The organism is Clostridium tagluense (assembly GCF_003865095.1).
GTDB classification, from domain to species: Bacteria; Bacillota; Clostridia; order Clostridiales; family Clostridiaceae; genus Clostridium_AD; species Clostridium_AD tagluense.
The window spans coordinates 1-16,686 of the sequence record NZ_BHYK01000029.1 but is presented as its reverse complement, the minus strand read 5'-3'; the positions used below and the strand labels follow the sequence as shown (position 1 = coordinate 16,686).

General features: G+C 31.4%; 18 protein-coding genes. 4 read left to right on the top strand and 14 right to left on the bottom strand.

Annotated features, from left to right (window positions below; translation table 11 throughout):
• Positions 1 to 20: 20 nt before the first annotated feature.
• From Ctaglu_RS19305 to Ctaglu_RS19255, 14 genes are all read right to left on the bottom strand, one after another.
• On the bottom strand, positions 21 to 1,235 hold the full coding sequence (locus Ctaglu_RS19305; protein ID WP_125004765.1) for an NAD(P)/FAD-dependent oxidoreductase: 1,215 nt from the start codon (positions 1,233 to 1,235) through the stop codon (positions 21 to 23).
• Positions 1,236 to 1,544: 309 nt separating this feature from the next.
• Positions 1,545 to 1,934 carry a hypothetical protein gene (locus tag Ctaglu_RS19300; RefSeq protein ID WP_125004763.1) on the bottom strand — a complete coding sequence of 130 codons (390 nt, stop codon included), beginning with the start codon at positions 1,932 to 1,934 and terminating at the stop codon, positions 1,545 to 1,547.
• 798 nt (positions 1,935 to 2,732) lie between these two features.
• Positions 2,733 to 3,143, bottom strand: coding sequence for a peptide deformylase (locus Ctaglu_RS19295; RefSeq protein ID WP_125004761.1), 411 nt, complete (start codon positions 3,141 to 3,143; stop codon positions 2,733 to 2,735).
• A gap of 130 nt (positions 3,144 to 3,273) precedes the next feature.
• Positions 3,274 to 5,169, bottom strand: a complete 1,896-nt coding sequence (locus Ctaglu_RS19290; protein ID WP_125004759.1) for an ATP-dependent DNA helicase — start codon at positions 5,167 to 5,169, stop codon at positions 3,274 to 3,276.
• Between the two features lie 650 nt (positions 5,170 to 5,819).
• Complete coding sequence (locus Ctaglu_RS25380; RefSeq protein ID WP_185732826.1) at positions 5,820 to 5,981, bottom strand: hypothetical protein; 162 nt, start codon at positions 5,979 to 5,981, stop codon at positions 5,820 to 5,822.
• A 362-nt stretch (positions 5,982 to 6,343) separates the two neighbouring features.
• On the bottom strand, positions 6,344 to 6,496 hold the full coding sequence (locus Ctaglu_RS19285; protein WP_125004757.1) for a lmo0937 family membrane protein: 153 nt from the start codon (positions 6,494 to 6,496) through the stop codon (positions 6,344 to 6,346).
• Between the two features lie 292 nt (positions 6,497 to 6,788).
• Entirely contained in the window at positions 6,789 to 8,315 is a 1,527-nt protein-coding gene (locus Ctaglu_RS19280; protein ID WP_125004754.1) for a transposase, read from the bottom strand.
• A gap of 303 nt (positions 8,316 to 8,618) precedes the next feature.
• Positions 8,619 to 8,885 (bottom strand): YggT family protein, encoded by a 267-nt coding sequence (locus tag Ctaglu_RS19275; protein WP_233439870.1) that lies wholly within the window; start codon positions 8,883 to 8,885, stop codon positions 8,619 to 8,621.
• A 99-nt stretch (positions 8,886 to 8,984) separates the two neighbouring features.
• The gene (locus Ctaglu_RS19270; RefSeq protein ID WP_125004750.1) at positions 8,985 to 9,272 is read right to left on the bottom strand and encodes a sll1863 family stress response protein; all 288 of its coding nucleotides are present in this window, start codon (positions 9,270 to 9,272) and stop codon (positions 8,985 to 8,987) included.
• A gap of 41 nt (positions 9,273 to 9,313) precedes the next feature.
• Positions 9,314 to 9,466, bottom strand: a complete 153-nt coding sequence (locus Ctaglu_RS19265) for a lmo0937 family membrane protein (protein ID WP_125004748.1) — start codon at positions 9,464 to 9,466, stop codon at positions 9,314 to 9,316.
• A gap of 66 nt (positions 9,467 to 9,532) precedes the next feature.
• Positions 9,533 to 9,709: a hypothetical protein gene (locus Ctaglu_RS25375; RefSeq protein ID WP_185732824.1), complete on the bottom strand. Its 177-nt coding sequence runs from the start codon at positions 9,707 to 9,709 to the stop codon at positions 9,533 to 9,535.
• A 205-nt stretch (positions 9,710 to 9,914) separates the two neighbouring features.
• Entirely contained in the window at positions 9,915 to 10,106 is a 192-nt protein-coding gene (locus Ctaglu_RS19260) for a rubredoxin (protein WP_125004746.1), read from the bottom strand.
• Positions 10,107 to 10,532: 426 nt separating this feature from the next.
• Positions 10,533 to 10,679 carry a hypothetical protein gene (locus Ctaglu_RS25370; RefSeq protein ID WP_185732822.1) on the bottom strand — a complete coding sequence of 49 codons (147 nt, stop codon included), beginning with the start codon at positions 10,677 to 10,679 and terminating at the stop codon, positions 10,533 to 10,535.
• A 676-nt stretch (positions 10,680 to 11,355) separates the two neighbouring features.
• Positions 11,356 to 11,637, bottom strand: a complete 282-nt coding sequence (locus Ctaglu_RS19255; RefSeq protein WP_233439868.1) for a helix-turn-helix domain-containing protein — start codon at positions 11,635 to 11,637, stop codon at positions 11,356 to 11,358.
• Positions 11,638 to 12,686: 1,049 nt separating this feature from the next.
• Between Ctaglu_RS19255 and Ctaglu_RS19250 the strand changes: the two genes are divergently transcribed.
• From Ctaglu_RS19250 to Ctaglu_RS19235, 4 genes are all read left to right on the top strand, one after another.
• On the top strand, positions 12,687 to 12,836 hold the full coding sequence (locus Ctaglu_RS19250) for a lmo0937 family membrane protein (RefSeq protein ID WP_124997758.1): 150 nt from the start codon (positions 12,687 to 12,689) through the stop codon (positions 12,834 to 12,836).
• A gap of 70 nt (positions 12,837 to 12,906) precedes the next feature.
• A complete protein-coding gene (locus tag Ctaglu_RS19245) occupies positions 12,907 to 13,692 on the top strand; it encodes a PRC-barrel domain-containing protein (protein ID WP_125004824.1) in 786 nt (261 codons plus the stop codon).
• A gap of 747 nt (positions 13,693 to 14,439) precedes the next feature.
• On the top strand, positions 14,440 to 14,838 hold the full coding sequence (locus Ctaglu_RS19240; protein WP_125004744.1) for a hypothetical protein: 399 nt from the start codon (positions 14,440 to 14,442) through the stop codon (positions 14,836 to 14,838).
• Between the two features lie 237 nt (positions 14,839 to 15,075).
• Positions 15,076 to 16,359, top strand: a complete 1,284-nt coding sequence (locus Ctaglu_RS19235; protein ID WP_125004742.1) for an Nramp family divalent metal transporter — start codon at positions 15,076 to 15,078, stop codon at positions 16,357 to 16,359.
• The last annotated feature ends 327 nt before the right edge of the window (positions 16,360 to 16,686 follow it).

Genomic DNA, 16,686 nt, shown 5'->3' with positions numbered 1-16,686 from the left:
TAATATTATTAATAGTAAGTTTAATGATCAAATCTATCTACTTTAAATAGGTTCATATCTTTATCTACTTCTCCAGAATATAATTTACTTAACATCATTCCACCTAGCATAGCAAATAATATTCCATTTGCCCCATAACCTAAGCAATACCATAATTTAGAATTAGTCGGATCTTTCCCTATAAAACCCAAATTATCTTGCGTAGATGCAAACGCTCCACAATATCTATATTCTATCTCTATATTTAAATTTGGAAATAAACTTTTTAGCCTTTGTTCTAATGTTTCATAACTTTTACTACATAATTGCTCATTATATATATCTGGTATAAAGTTTATATCCTCCCCTCCAATTATGAGCCTGTTATCTCTAGTTGTTCTAAAGTAATTATAAGGAACTCTGTTATCTCTAGTAACTACGTTTTTATAAATATCCTCAATGTTATCTATTGGACTAGTTGCAATATTAAATGTAGTAGTCTTAGTTCCAAAAGTCCTTTTAGTGAAAAGTTCTGTATTATATCCTGTAGCTACAATAACAATTTTCCCTTTAACTTTATGACCGTACACAGTTTCTACGGTAACACCATCATCGCAATATTTAACATCTATAACCTCTGTGTTTTCATATGCTCTTAATCCCTTTTCACAACTCACCTCAATTAGGTGATGAGTAAATTTATAGGGATCAAATACAGCTCCTCCACCTTTACCTAATACACCACCCTTTACATCAAATAAAAATGGATTATTATCTTCATCAATAAATTCTACAGGTAATCCAGCCTCTTTTCTAATATCATATTCTTCTTCCATCCCCTTCTTTTCTAATTTCTTAGCTGTATATAAAAAACTATCTACTCTTTTAAAATCACACCTATTCCCATATTTATCTATAAACTCTTGAATTTCATCTAATGCCTTTATCCCCAACTTATATGATTTTATTATATTCTCCATACTTGTATATGACTTTAACTCCATAGCATTACTATCAAGCTCATATTGAAGTAATGAGGTTGTTATACTAGTACTGCCGTGACCTATTCTTGCTTTCTCTAAAATAACACAATTAATATTATTTTTACTGAAATAGTATCCTAAAATTGCCCCAGTGACTCCTCCACCTATTATCATTACTTCTGTCTCTATATCCTCTGTTAAATACTCATATTGTTTTATCGTTTTGTTGATTCTTGCAAATATACAATCTCCTTTTACATATTGTGTATCCATAATAACCACCTATCCTCTTACATATAATTTCAATTGGAATCTTTTCAATTCACTCCTCATGATTTGCTAATGATTTCATCTCTATTTGCCGAGTTAAATAAAAGTAAAAAGCCATAAATCCAATTATAACTTTTAATCTTCTATTAACTTTTAAATCTATATTTACTCTTTTAGATTACCGATATTTTACGGTTCTTTCATATATATCTCTTTCCTTTTAAATACTTTACCAATTTCTTTTATAATTTTTGCACATTTATATCTAAGTGTGCTTGAATGCATCCTCATTTATATGGTTAATATATCCCATTACTTGTAAAATATTGCCGTAATTAAAAAATCTGTACCATATTCTTCATTTTCAATTATTCCCTTATCTCCCCATTTCCCAAAGCCTGCTTCTGCAGCTAATGGTCTTAAATCTCCGTATAAAGAGAAAATGCCTTTTGTCCATACTTTCTTGTAGCCGGCTGACTTCACAATCTTTTTTATTTCTTTTAAATTCTTATTGGCAACTCTATTTACATTAAAAATATCTTTAGACACTCTGAAAAAATCCTTGTAAAATACGTTACTCTTACAATAATGAGCAAACAATATGCAGTTAACATCTCTTGAGATTTTTATATTTCCCTTTAAAATTACATTATATCTATCACTAATTTCATAAGCTTTTCTTACTAAATCATCCTTATCCATAATTACTCTCCTGCATGATTTTAATATTTATTAGTGTTTACTGTTTAGATTAATTTATCCATGGTCACCAATATTCATAGCTTTTATTTATTAGTAGCAATCTCAGTCGTTCCTCCTTCCCAACCACCCCAGACTGTCCAAAAAACATATTATGGAAACAATATGAAAATGACCTTAAACCCCTGGTATTGTTAGGAGCAAGCGGGCCACTCTAGCTCTCCGAGGTCCAGAAAATTAATAACTTCCAGTTATTATTACTTCCCCCGAGCTTGATTTGGCTTCTTTCTATGTATCAAAGATTGTGTTTGCTCAACCGCAAAGCACGTGGAATAGATTATGAATTTAATAAAGAGGCTACACCGGTAATTTTATTTTAAGGATGTGTTCTTAATGGAAGTAGTCTATAAGAATTGTTGTGGACTTGATGTTCACAAAAGGGTTATCGTAGCTTGTATCTTAAATGGGCGAAAGAAGGAAATAAAATCTTTTGGTGCTATGACTTCTGATATTCTTGACCTCGTTGACTGGGTAGCAAGTAAAATCTGTCCACATACGCTTCCATATTTTACAATGGGGTCAAACCGACAACCTAATAAATGCAAAGAAAATATGCTTCACAATAAACATTTCTACTCAACTTATTTTCATTTGAATCTTAATCAAACAGGTCATTCTAGCCATGTCTCTGCTTTATTACCTTTTTTTAGATGGCTGTCCAGACCCCATAGAAGAAACTGGGAACAGTTTGTTCTTGCTACTAGGCTGCCTGTACATTTTTTTGCTCCTTCAAATATTCAATTAGATTATTACACCTTCAAAATGATCCATTTCATGTTGAATTATTTGTGCTGCAAATCCATTAAACACTTTCTTTTGCTTATTAAAATTTCTATCAAGATACTCCACCTCTATCATTTCATATCTCTTTGTTTTTCTAAAGCCAATTAAAGATAAACAACTCTCTTCTGTTTCATAAAGCTTTTCTTTCTTTAATATAACTGGATTTATCATAGGCATAATAAGGTTGCCTACATTAAATACCAATATACGCTTTTTTGCTCCAATCATATTACCAGCCAATCCAACACAATGCTCTAAGTTTGCACTTAATGTATCTATTAAATCATCAATTACTACTATATCATTTTTAGTTGCCTCTTCTGATTTTTGTCCTAAAAACAATATATCTTTTACAATTGGTTTTATCATAATTTATACCTCTTTTTCAGTTATATTTTTCATAAAAAATAAGATATGATTTTAAAATATATCTTATAACCTAAGCATATTAAATAAATTTGCTTAGGTTAGATCCTTCTATTGAAGAAGGTGTGGTATTTTAAATATCCCTATGTTCCAAAGTTTTTATTTTCGCTCCTCTAGGTAGAGCCCTCATAACCACCTTTTCCCATGGGGTTCCTATTACTTGGTCCATGACAGCTATTGCTCCACGGTCATCCTTTGTTCTAATTAATCTGCCACAACCTTGTTTTAACTTCAATCCCATTTCAGGGTAATCAACGGTTATAAGTGGGTTCATCCCCTCTTCTTCTGCTTCTTTCCGCCTCATTTCAATCAAAGGGTCTAGGGACGGAAAGGGAAGTTGCCAAACTACAACGAGAGATAAAGACTCCCCGGGCACATCAATTCCCTCCCAAAAGGTAGAACCTACTAATACAGATGTAACTTCCCCACGAAACTTTTGGACAAGGTATCCTCGCTCACCTTTATCCTCCCATAAAACTTCAAAAGGTAGCGCGTATCCACTAATTTCTTTTCTTATTTTCCTGACTTCCTTCAAAGAGCTCGCAAGTATCAGCGCTCTTCCTCCATTTTCTTTCAGCAAACATAGTAATTGTTTAATTTTGCGTGAAAACTTGGCACTGTCAGTTTCCTCAAAGGATGGCTGTTGTAAATAAACCACCACCTGCTGCTCAATATCAAATGGACTTCCAACCGTTGATATTGCTGGATTTTTTAAACCAAGAGTCCTCATAAGGTAACCAAAATCCCCCTCATCACTTAAAGTTCCTGAAGTAAACACCACAGGCAATTTTTTTAAAAATAAATGTTTATCTAGCATACTGCTCAAATTCCGAGGAACTACCCAAAAGCTGCCGTCTGCCCTATCTACCCAAGTAATAACCTCTCTACCTTTATTCCTACCAAACCTATCTAAGGCTGTAATTGATAGTTCTATTTGAATTTCAAAGGTATGTAACGTGCTTTCCGGTAGCGCGTCTATGTATAGCTCTTCCTCAATTTGTATCTCTAAGAGCAACCGATCTAGTGCCTTATGAAAAGTATCAGCTGCTTTCAGAAGTATATCATCGATGCGAACCGCCAGACGCTCTGATTGCTCATCATCTATTACGTTTTGATTAAGTTTTTCGAAAAAGTTAGAAGTGGCCTGTTCCAAAGCAATTACACTTACACCCAGTGAAGTTCTTGCTCCCTGGATTTCCTCTATGCAAAGGATAATATTATCAATATCCTCTTTATGAATTTGTCTTCCAGCACCCATAGCTGCCGGCAGTATGACTTTATGCCCTTCATCAAAAATCACCAGCGAGTAATCTGGAAGCATAGGCATTTTACCGTCTGCAATTCTTTCATCCCTTGTCCACAGGTCCTGAAAAAAGATACTATGATCTGCGATAATTAAATCCTTGGAAGATCTGTAATGTTCCCTTACCTTAACAAGCTTACAAAAGCCTCTTCTGGGACAGGCATCACAGGGCATAGTCTCATCCCACCCAATCTGTCTCCATACACTATCGGATATATGCGGCATTTCTGAGCGTTCACCTTTTGTAGTCCTTACTAACCATTGATTAATCTCATCAGAGGCTGTCGCATCGCCAAACACTCCCCCCATTCCACTAACTCTCTCATCACAAACATACTGACGAGGATCCTTTGCCATTGGCGCATCTATTTCTAATCCCAGTATTCGTGAAAGTGTTTGAATATCTCCCTTTGGCCCTGCCAGCTGTTCCTGAAGTGCTGTCGAGGCACATGCAATTACTACAGGTTTTCCGCTAAAACCAGCATAGGCAATTGCAGTGAGTAAGTAGGCGAAAGTCTTTCCGGTACCTACCTCAGCCTCCGCCAGATGAACTTTTTTATTACAAACTGCATCAGCAAGCTGAAAAGCAGTATATATTTGCTCATCACGTATCTCATATCCGTGTTTCGGAAGAATATCGTAAAAAACATCGCCAATCCAATCCATCAACTTACTTGGAAACTCTTTTTTTGTTTTATAATCAAAAGGGAGCCCTATTTTCTTATGCAAAATTTTATCCTCCTGTTAACCTATGGAATACCATAGAAAATATTATTTGAAAAAATACTGTAAGTTATGTACATGCACATAGTTTTTCTTTATATACTAAGCATAAACACCCTTACATTCTAAACTTTTTCAATAAGTATTATAACATTAACAATGGAGAAAAAAATTACATCTTTTAATAAGGTAACTGTGACTTGGTAAAAACAGTAATTATATTCTATGATTATAAGTATAAGTAATTTCTGTTTATTTTCAATCAATTAGAGAAAGCTTACCTCATAAATTTCTCTATGGAGTAAGCTTTTGAGAGCTTTATTTAATATTCTTTACATCTATTCTATTAATAAGCTATTGCTAAAGAGATTAATATAACCATACCCACTAAATTAAACAATAAAAATATTTTAATTGGTTTTATAATAATCCTAATAAGCTTGTAGCTTAATGTGGTACCCTTTGTTCTATAAAGAAAAATCTTTTAAGGATGGTATTGAGTAATAAAAGCAAAAAGATTAAAGCATTAATGCCTTAATCCTTTTCTTTTTCTTTACGAGTATTTGTGTGCCCTATATTAATAGTTAATATCTTTATTTATCACTTAAAGCTTTTTTAAGGGCTTTAATTTCATCTTGGTGTATTTGCTTACTTTTGCTATCTCTTTTCTTATCATCTATAACTAATTGAGCCTGTAAGGTTTTAATTTGTCGCTTTATTTCGTCTTTATCTTTTGGAATTTCTAATTTTGACATATTTTTGACCTCCTTTAAATAGTCTTATATATATCTATTCTGTATTGGAAAGTTATTTCCTTGTAAATAGTTAATTTTTATTAGATAAATATAATAAGTATTGTAAGCGTCAAATAGCCCCCATCTTAAATTAAGATGAAGGGAATATGCTTAGCAAACATAAACTTCCAGTTTATGTAATAACCTCCGAGGTCGTAGTAAAAACTGTAATTTTTTACTTCCATTGGTGATACATGTAGATTATAAACCTAGGGCCTTTATTAAAAACCTTGTGCAGTGCCTATCTTCTGAAACTTTCAATGAATTTTAGTATGAATAAAAAAAAGAGCCTACTGGCTCTTTCATGTTGATGAAATAGTTTCCTATCTAATTCTTTTTTTTGAAATCATATCTACTATGAACACTATAACAGCTATTACAAGTAACAAATGTATCATTCCGCCGCCAATACTAAATATAAGTCCTAAAACCCAGAAAAATACAACTATTGCACCTATCCAACTTAATAAACCCATATTATCACTTCCTTTCAAGCTTATTAACTTACATAAAAGTTATATTACCTGTTAAATAAAATGTTACATTATATCATATATATTAGAAAGTATAATTATCTGAAAATATTGAAACTCTATTATCTGAAACTCCCAAGCCTAAAGGCATGGGGTTCTTAGGTACTAAATAACTTTCTTTGATATCACAAATGATATTAACACTTATTATTTTCCCTAAGAATTTCACTACCAAGCAATCCATTGACAACCTTTGCGGTAGTATAACGCCCGTTTCAAGACGTTTTTTTTAAATCTAAATCCCTATACTATTCAAATTATCTAATCCTTGCAATCTTTCAATTTCTTTATTATGAAGTTCTAAAAACTTATTAAAACCCTTACTACAATTATCAAGATGTATGCTGCATAAATCATCATTTACATTTTTAATTAAGTATGCCGAATATATATCCCTCTGGACTTTAAGTTGTTGTCCATTATACTCAAAATAATTCCACCTTTGAGATAACTTCTTTTTATTATATTGTTGATTTAGGTGGTTGTATTGCGAAGCTTTCACTTGCCTTGTATTAATTTCAAAGTATTTCCCACCTTTAGCTCTTAACTTATTATCTAATATTTCCAAAAACTTACTAGGTGCTTTATTGGCTAAGGATTTACCAAATCTCTTTTTCTTGTTGATCTTCCTAGTTTTCTCATTAATAGTTGTATTTTTGGAACGCTTTTGAAGACCTTTAAAATTCATTTCTTCAACATAGATTACACTGCAATTTCTCACTATTTCATTGGTCATTATATTATGGTCTTGCATTCTTATATCCTTTTGTTTCCTATATAGGTCCTTAAGTTTATTCTTAGCTTTGGCATATTTCTTTGAATATTCCCATTCCAATTTAACACCTTTTTTAATCATTCCAATTTCACTAAAATTATTAGGATTAGTAGCTCGTTTGCTTCTATCCATGTACCTTTGAATTCTACGTTTTTCATTTTCAATATTTTGTACATGTGGAGCCAATTCGTATAGCTTAACATCATAATCAGAAATAAAAGCAACTGTTTGCGTACCTATGTCAATTCCGCAAGTTCCACTTCCTATATTATTTTTAATTTCTCCTGTCTCCTTGTTAAACTTAACAGGAGCTACCCCATCTAAAACTATTTGAAGCATATATTTATATTGCCCACGTACAAATTTTCTTTTAACTCTACAGAAACTTATTTTATTCCTCAAAGCATCTATCTCATATTGATTATTTATATTAAGCATTGTTTCAAGATTTAAACCTATCCATTTAAAAGTATTCGTTTCAATGTCATACCTTATTCCAGTCTTATTAGACTTACCTTCTAATGAATTTAGCGGGTTATTTCTGCCTTTAAAATGAACCTCCGCGCCTTTACCAAATATATTAGTTTCTAAAGCTTCCCATACTCTTGATGCAATCTTCTGAGCCGTGAAACTATCTATATTTTCTTTGAATGCATGTTGAACTAATTTTACATCTTGATGGAGTGAATATTCAGCTAGCCTAAATTCTTTAAGCATTTCATTTTTAATATGAAAATATGGAGCGCAAAGCTTATTTAATTCTTTCTTATCGCATTTGCTTTTATAAACATTTGACAATTCAGATTGATTGTTTCTCCATTTTCTACTCTTAATCATTTCATTGTACCTATTTAAGGCTTTACCTAAAACTGAATTATAAATCTTTCTGCCTATTTCAAATCTCTTATCCAATATGTCTTCTTCAAAGTTTTCAGTTTTAAGCTTTAGATTCAAAACAAATCTTTGCTTAGGTTCTTTTTTTGCCACTGAATATTCACCTCGCTTTCCGTCGCTAGTTTGTTTTTGGTCTTACATATCTTTTAATAATTTCACTAATACAATAGGTATTAATAATATTTTTCTCATATACCTTGGACAATATACAAAATATTAGTCATTATAGTCTTATTTTTGTATGCTATAGATGTTTTTATACACTTAGTACTATTTATAATACTTGCGTTGATTGTCTGCAAGTGCTATCCATCCCACACCTGAAGGAGTGGGCTTTTCGCACAAATTTGTAATTTTAGTAGAGACCTGATTAGGCGTCAGGTTTCATCGCAGCTCTCAATGCTTATTGGTAGAAAAGATTTCAATTAACCTTACTACTCCATATGCAATAAGCGCATAAACTATCATTGCAATAATAGTGGTAGGCTCCAAAACTGACTTGGTTTCTATCCCTTTATTTACAGCAGATCTAAAAATACCACTGAAGGTTGCAATAAAAGTTTTTGAAATAGTATAGATAAGTGATACAAATGTATTCCCAGGATTCGCCCCAAGAAGCTTAAATATAAGTCTAAATGCAAGAATTACCTCAATTATGCCCATAATATAATACACTATCTTTCTGAGTTTAAAATTGATATCTTTAGACCTATAAATCTCATTTGTTTTCCTCCAATTTAGGTTATTTATAATCTATAAGGATTATTTAAAATGATTTGTTGCTTTAGCAACGGAATCCTTAAGCTCATTCCAAGCATTTTCAGTTCCTTCTTTCATATCTTTCCAGGAACTTTCGCTAGCTTTACTAAGTTGTTCATATTTTTTCTTCAAACCATCCCTCTTACCCTCGAGCATCTCCACTTGTTTAAGATATTCCAATTTCATATCAACATTGACCTCAGTGGCTTTGCCATGCATCCCCGCTATTTTAGCACTATATTGTTCTAACTGAGCCTTAATTTTTTGTATATATAAATCACGTTTTTCCATTTTAATACCTCTTCCTAATTTTTTTTAATCTCCTAAACTTTCTAACGTCTTCGTCTTCCACCAACAAAATCAAAAATAAATATAATTACGGCTATGACAAGCAACGTGTGTATCATGCCCCCACCAATATTAAGTACAAATCCTAATAACCATAAAATTATCATTATTCCTACTATCCAGCGCAAAAATCCCATATGTATCCACTCATTTCATATATCATTATTTACCTGTCTTTTTCTTAATAAATTTAGGAACTATTCTCATAAAAGTATGGCAGTCAAAACAATACATATTCCTGTAACATTAGTACCCAACAATATATATCTAATACCTTTTATGTCGCACTCATGATTTTTAAGAATCTTAATTCCTATAACCCAAAAGACTAATGCTATTATTGCTACTAAAGTATTTATTACGAACAAAATTTTGAGCATATCAACCTCCAAAACTATGACTTATCTTATAGTAAGCAAGCTAGTTATCCGTACTGCATAGGTTGTCCCTATACCTCTAAACCTCATAGCGAAGTACAAGAACCAAATTGCTATACAATTTGTATTGCCTTCTTTCTGGCCTAACTGACTCTAATTTAGATTCTTTCGTAACTTTCCCATTAGCCCATCTAACACTCAATGATATTTATTTAAGTTCGTTAACTGCGTGTTTATCAAATCGGGTATTAGTAATCTCAATAATATGTACTCCACATACTGGACAAACCCAATCATCTGGAACATCCTCAAACTTAGTACCTGGTGCTATTCCGCCATTTGAATCTCCTATTGCTTGATCGAACTCGTAATTACATACTAAACAAATATATCTATACATAGAAACACCCCCTGCTTTTATACATATTAAAAAATATGTAAGATTTTAAGTATTATACTAATAACAATAATTCGTCCAATTAATCATAGTATATCCTAGCATCCTCTCTAACAAAATATGTAATTAAACACATCCCGTTGTAGAAACAGCGTATCATGCCATTAAAATATACCAAGAAATTTAAGTATTATAATTATGACAACAATTCCACCAATTAAAGCTAGCATGCATTTCACACTCCTTTCTATTCTGGATTATAATTTATTTTGTAGAATTTATTTATGCCACAAGACTTACCTAAAAGTTTCTCTTCAACAAACATTTTATTAGAACCAGAGTTATTTTAATTAGAAATTGTGATAGCTATTCCATCTCGTTTTGTCTGCTACTTAAAAATTAGAAAATTATCTACAAAATCACTTTAATCTATATTTGTCTTTCTAGAGCCATATATTCTTCTATAAGTTCATCTAACTGGTGCTTTAGCGTTACTCTTTCTACACTCAAATCTCTCAATTTATTAATGCAGGTTTTAAGATTGTATTCATCTAAATCTCTAACTATTTTTCCCATTATGAGCTCCCTCCCAAATTAATTCACAAATAAATATAAATAGTAATAAGCTAACAGCTAATAATTAACATTGTATTAACTTTTATTATATGACTTATATGAATTAAAGGTATATGCTGTAAGCCTATATAAATAGTTTGCTAATGTAATATTGCTTTTATTTCAAATATGTGACTCCTTGTGTATTACATTTTTTAATATTTATTTATTAATTATGATATTAAAATAATTTATTATAATCCTGAGTTGTGTCTTATTGAATGTGGATGATACCGATACATAACAGCCACTTTATTGGTAACTTGAGATACTACAAAGAAACCCTAGAAGCATTTCAACTTCTAGGGTTTCTTAAAGTGTGTTACCAAATTTTTGCTTAGCATATTTTAAAATAATATCAGCACATTCATCGATGCCAAATTTTGCATGTATCTATACAAATAATAAACTGTGCTGATGATTATTAAAAATGAGGGTCACCATCCTAATAATATTACACGCAATATTAGCGCCTTAGTTCAGTATTTTTATTTTCATTTGAACTGCTCTTTACTATATTTTTTTATTAACTTATAATTTGACATAACTATACACTTATTACTGCTAACTAACAATCCCATATAAATCTATGTAATTTTTTTTGTAAAGGGCATTGCGAAAGTGTTTTAATGAGAATTTAATCATCTCCAATATTTCCACCTTTACCATCTTTTAATTTATCCATGAATTTTGCTAATTCATTTTTATTTATTCTCCAATGACCGCCAATTTTAAAAGCTGGTATTTCCCCATTTTCTACTAATTTAAAAGCAGTATCTTCACTTACTTTAAAATATGCTGCAACTTCTCCCACAGTCATAATTTCATCATCTTTGATGTCTACAATCTTATCTACCTTTTCCATACCTTCATCTTTATTAATTTTTTTCACCTCCCTTTCAGTAATTTTAGTAACCATATAAACACACCCTCTAGATTTATTTAAGAACCCAATTATTAGTCACTTGCTCATTTCCTTAAATTCTTAGTACAGTATTCTTCCTCTAATCTCTCTTATTTCTTCTTTTTCATTGCATTCTCGAATCTAGTCACAGCTTTATTTCTTTCTATACTCATTTCATAATATACCTTTTGTGCTTCTGCGTTAACTTAATCATGCGCTATGTTTTTTCTTTCTTTATAAGTATTTCTCGTTTAATTTCTTTAAAATTGTCCTAGGATAACTGTACTATAATCTTAAATTTATTTTACATTAGAATTGAAAAATTAAGAATGTGCTAGTAGCCTATAAATATAGTTAGTCTAATAATTATATCTATATAGTAAATTTACTCATTTTTTTTATAAATATTCCTTTATAGAACGAAGCCTTATGGTGTTTTGTATTGTATTTTAATTAAATAAAGGATTTTCCTGGTAAAACTCTTTTGGGGGTAGTTTATAAATCTAGAAGGTAATGTTTGGATGTCTGCCATCTACTTTTAAAATGAAAATAGGATAAATATTATAAGAAGTGTCGGTATGGCGTGGACCGAGGTTGGATGCTACATATATGAATTATTATAGATCTTGCGGTATTATCCCTATAATATTTACCTAAGAACATGCTTAATCCATATTTGGCAAACACTTTTCTGTCTATTGGTTCATTTTGTACTTTCATTCTTAGAATTAACCACTTCACAGCACCACTCCTATTACTTTCACTTTCCCATGTACCATTATCAACCATAAGTTCCCCCGAGGCGCTAGGAGGTGACTGGAAGTTACCTTCTTGCTACAGAATTTATACCTCCAAGAGCTGAAGAGCTAGAATGTATTTTAAAAAATGAATTACCTCAATTTAAATCAATTGTCGAAAAAGGTTGAAACATGTCGGAATTAGTGATACACTATAACCATAATATTCTAAGTTTTCCGCAAATTTAAATTTGTTTAGTATTAGACGTAAAATTTAGGTATTAACACCTTTTTTAAAAAAATAATTTATAAAGGAGTGATATCTGTATGGGATTCTTACGTTGGATAGCAGGAATATTAATAATTTTCTGGTTATTGGGGCTGGTGCTTAATATTGGTGGTGGCCTGATACACGCATTAATTGTCATAGCTGTTATATTATTCGTTTTTGATGTTATTGGTAGAAGAGGACGATAATAAAAAGTGTTATTTTAAATATAACACAGAGCCATTTTACGAAAAAATAAAATATGAAAGGGATGTTATTATGTTAAACAAAGCCAAAACACTAAAGAATTACAAATTGAGCTGTATAGACGGAGAAATAGGTAAGGTCAAAGAATTTTATTTTGATGACCACTTTTGGGCAATTCGCTATTTGATTGTAAACACAGGAAATTGGTTAACTGGTAGACAAGTAATAATCTCACCGTATGCGTTGGCCGGGGTTAATAAAGAAGAACAATCCATCACCATTAATCTCACCAAGAATCAGATTGAAAACAGTCCGTCTTTGTATAATGATGAACCTATATCACGACAATATGAAGAAGATTACTATAAATATTATGAATGGCCAACATATTGGGGTGCATCAACCATGTGGGGAACAAATGGACTTTATCCTAGCATAGAGAGTAGTCAAGACCAAGAAAAATTAATGGGATCACCTCAAGTTAACGAACAGTGGGAAAACCGTTTACACATGGCTAGCGATGTAATTGGGTATGACATCCAAGCTACAGATGGCACGATTGGACATGTTGATGATTTTATCATTGATGATAAAACATTGGCGATTCGTTACCTAATCATTGATACAAAGAATTGGTTGCCGGGGAAAAAGGTTCTTATTTCACCAAAATGGATAGAACGTGTTAGTTGGGATGAATCTAAAGTATTCATCACTCTTCTTCGTGATGACATAAAGCAGTCACCGGAATACACAGATGAAGTTCTATTAACCCGAGATTACGAGGATGGACTGTATCAACATTATAATCAACAGGGATACTGGATCGATGAAGATAATTTCAATGAACATTTACGCTAAAACCAGTGAGCGAGAATCTATATTTTTTTAATATAACTATATGTCGGTGTAAATGTGTATGTTAATAAAGAACTAATTAATTAAACGGCAATGGTATAAATTGTATTTATCATTGCCGTTTTTGTTTCATTGCTACAGATACCCCTAACATGTTGTTATTAAACTTAATTGGTTATGGTGTAATATTCTATACATTAATTATAATTGTTTTCTTTTTTGTTACAGAAAAACTAATAGATAGAGAAAAAAAGGAGTGTGAATTATATGTTAGCAATAATTGGTGGAGTGGTTGTAATAATTGTAATACTTAAAATTCTCCATATTTTTTAGTTGTTATTTTATATATAATAACAAAAATAGATTCAATAGCTGTGCTGGTTACTGCCTCTTTGAAACTATTACTTAGTAGATGGTATACTTCTCACATGCAACGATTAAACTAATATGCTATTTCTTGACATATAAATTACCTTCTTCATATTTTAAAATAATTTTCATTTATAATTGAATACAGAGACCTAAATATAGCTGAAATAGTATGGTATTAAAATGAGTAAGGTACAAAGCAAAGCCGTGAAATGCTCATTTCGCGGCATTTGTTGTTTGCAGACTTATTATGTTGTATGGCACTTAATTCTTTTACCCTTAACTATATAATTACTTGTACTACTATGGTAAAGTTTATGAAAATTTGATCAATAAAAACCAAGACATGGATATATTCTTGAAAAGGGGGAACAAATTAGAATGTATAAATTAAAAGACGCTAGAGCAATGCACAATAATGATACAGGAATAAAAAACATTTTATTTGATGGAATAATAATAGGCAACATATTTTTTGTGATTAATGAAAATAGCATGCATGTAAATGATATAAACATAGACGTTAAATATACACATAAGAAGCATGCAACAAATTTATTAATACAATTAGTAAAAGAATTTAACATTGATATTATTGATGGTACTGGAACATATGATGAAGGAGAATACTTCTGGGAAATGTTAGGAGCCAAAATGTCAGAGTATATATATACTAAAAATATTGTAGACGTCCAAGGAAACACTCCACACTGTTGTTGTTTAGGTAGGAATTTCAAATTAACAAGGGAACAGTTGATAAAATATAGTAAATTAAAATAGTAGATTTCGTGAATTAAGGATAAAAAGGAGTGTGAATTATATGCTAGGAATAATTGGTGGCGTGGTTGTTATAATTGTAATACTTAAAATACTCGGCGTTATGTAGTAAGATTAAAGGTAATTCATAAAAACTACATTTATACATATGTTCAATTAAGATTGAGTATATCATTTAGTCTGGTGTATCAGTTAAAAATATTAAATGTGTATTTATAATGTAAAGGAGGTATTAAAAAAATGAAAACAACACAAAAGCTAAAGAAGTTCCTTAGAATTTTAGGCCCGGGTTTTATATCAGGAGCATCAGATGATGACCCTTCTGGCATAGCAACATACTCTCAGACTGGAACACAGTTTGGTTTCGGTCAATTATGGGTTGCTCTGTTTTCATTCCCTTTTATGGTGGTTATTCAGGAGATGTGTGGTCGCATTGGTATGGTAAGCGCGAAAGGACTCTCCGGTGTAATAAAAGAGCATTACTCAAAAAAAATATTATATTTTGCTGTGACATTACTAGCAATTGCTAATGTAATTAATATTGGAGCTGATTTAGGAGCTATGGCTTCTGCTGGTCAACTTATCATTGGAATACCATTTATTTTTTGGCTGGTAGGTATAGCCATATTAATAGTTATTTTAGAAATAGCTGTTACATATAAAGTATATGCTAAGTTTTTAAAATATATGGCATTAACGTTATTTGCTTATATTATAACCACTTTCATCATCAAAGTAGATTGGTCGAAAGTTCTTTATTCAACACTTGTGCCGAGTTTTTCTACAAGTAAAGACTATCTTCTAAATATTGTGGCTATACTCGGAACAACTATCTCGCCTTACCTATTCTTTTGGCAGACTAATCAGGAGGTTGAGGAGGGACATGAAAAAAATAAATTAGGTTTAAAAGCTGTAGGTACAGCAAAAGGTATACCGGATGTAAAAAAAGTGGATGTACGGGATATGAAAATTGATACCAATGTAGGCATGCTATTTTCTAATATTGTTATGTTCTTCATTATTGTAACTACTGCATCTACTTTAAAAACAAATGGGATAACCCATATAGACACTGCCACCCAAGCAGCTCAAGCATTAAAACCACTTGCTGGAAATTTTGCATCTTTGTTATTTGCTATGGGCATCATAGGGACCGGCCTACTTGCAGTACCTGTTTTGGCTGGTTCTGCTGCGTATGCTATATCCGAAGTCTTTCACTGGAAAGAGGGCCTAAATAAAAAAATCAAAAGAGCGCCTGAGTTTTATGGCGTAATTATAGTAGCTGTGATAATTGGAATTATCATAAACTTTCTTCCAATTAAACCCTTTCAGATGTTATATTATACCGCCATTATTAACGGTATTGCTGCGCCACCACTAATGGTTTTAGTTATGTTAATATCAAACAATAAAAAAATCATGGGTAAGTACTCAAATTCTACTTTTTCTAACATTATGGGGTGGATAATAACAGTTATTATGGCAATGGCTTCTATTGGACTTTTGGTTAGCCTCTTTTTTTAGGGCTTCTGTATCTGCACTGATATTATCATAAATCGGGAGGAAATATTGAAATCCAATTTACTGTTATTACTATAACATTCACTGAAAAAACAAAAATATAATAAACACAAAAGGGTTCATTGAATCAATAAATGCAATATTGAAACAACTTAAATCAATTTGTCGAAAAAGCTTGAAATATATCGAAATTAGTGATACAATATAACCATAATATTCTAAGTTTTCCGCAAATTTAAATTTGTTTAGTATTAGACGTAAAATTTAGGTATTAACACCTTTTTTAAAAAAATAATTTATAAAGGAGTGATATCTGTATGGGATTCTTAC

Coding starts and splice junctions, on each gene's coding strand:
- Ctaglu_RS25370 (WP_185732822.1), bottom strand. CDS start 10,679: ATGGGAAAAATAGTTAGAGATTTAGATGAATACAATCTTAAAACCTGC.
- Ctaglu_RS19270 (WP_125004750.1), bottom strand. CDS start 9,272: ATGGAAAAACGTGATTTATATATACAAAAAATTAAGGCTCAGTTAGAA.
- Ctaglu_RS19285 (WP_125004757.1), bottom strand. CDS start 6,496: ATGGGTTTATTAAGTTGGATAGGTGCAATAGTTGTATTTTTCTGGGTT.
- Ctaglu_RS19290 (WP_125004759.1), bottom strand. CDS start 5,169: ATGGATTGGATTGGCGATGTTTTTTACGATATTCTTCCGAAACACGGA.
- Ctaglu_RS19235 (WP_125004742.1), top strand. CDS start 15,076: ATGAAAACAACACAAAAGCTAAAGAAGTTCCTTAGAATTTTAGGCCCG.
- Ctaglu_RS19305 (WP_125004765.1), bottom strand. CDS start 1,235: ATGGATACACAATATGTAAAAGGAGATTGTATATTTGCAAGAATCAAC.
- Ctaglu_RS19295 (WP_125004761.1), bottom strand. CDS start 3,143: ATGATAAAACCAATTGTAAAAGATATATTGTTTTTAGGACAAAAATCA.
- Ctaglu_RS19260 (WP_125004746.1), bottom strand. CDS start 10,106: ATGTATAGATATATTTGTTTAGTATGTAATTACGAGTTCGATCAAGCA.
- Ctaglu_RS19300 (WP_125004763.1), bottom strand. CDS start 1,934: ATGGATAAGGATGATTTAGTAAGAAAAGCTTATGAAATTAGTGATAGA.
- Ctaglu_RS19265 (WP_125004748.1), bottom strand. CDS start 9,466: ATGGGATTTTTGCGCTGGATAGTAGGAATAATGATAATTTTATGGTTA.
- Ctaglu_RS19275 (WP_233439870.1), bottom strand. CDS start 8,885: ATGGGCATAATTGAGGTAATTCTTGCATTTAGACTTATATTTAAGCTT.
- Ctaglu_RS19245 (WP_125004824.1), top strand. CDS start 12,907: ATGTTAAACAAAGCCAAAACACTAAAGAATTACAAATTGAGCTGTATA.
- Ctaglu_RS19250 (WP_124997758.1), top strand. CDS start 12,687: ATGGGATTCTTACGTTGGATAGCAGGAATATTAATAATTTTCTGGTTA.
- Ctaglu_RS19255 (WP_233439868.1), bottom strand. CDS start 11,637: ATGGTTACTAAAATTACTGAAAGGGAGGTGAAAAAAATTAATAAAGAT.
- Ctaglu_RS25380 (WP_185732826.1), bottom strand. CDS start 5,981: ATGTCAAAATTAGAAATTCCAAAAGATAAAGACGAAATAAAGCGACAA.
- Ctaglu_RS25375 (WP_185732824.1), bottom strand. CDS start 9,709: ATGCTCAAAATTTTGTTCGTAATAAATACTTTAGTAGCAATAATAGCA.
- Ctaglu_RS19240 (WP_125004744.1), top strand. CDS start 14,440: ATGTATAAATTAAAAGACGCTAGAGCAATGCACAATAATGATACAGGA.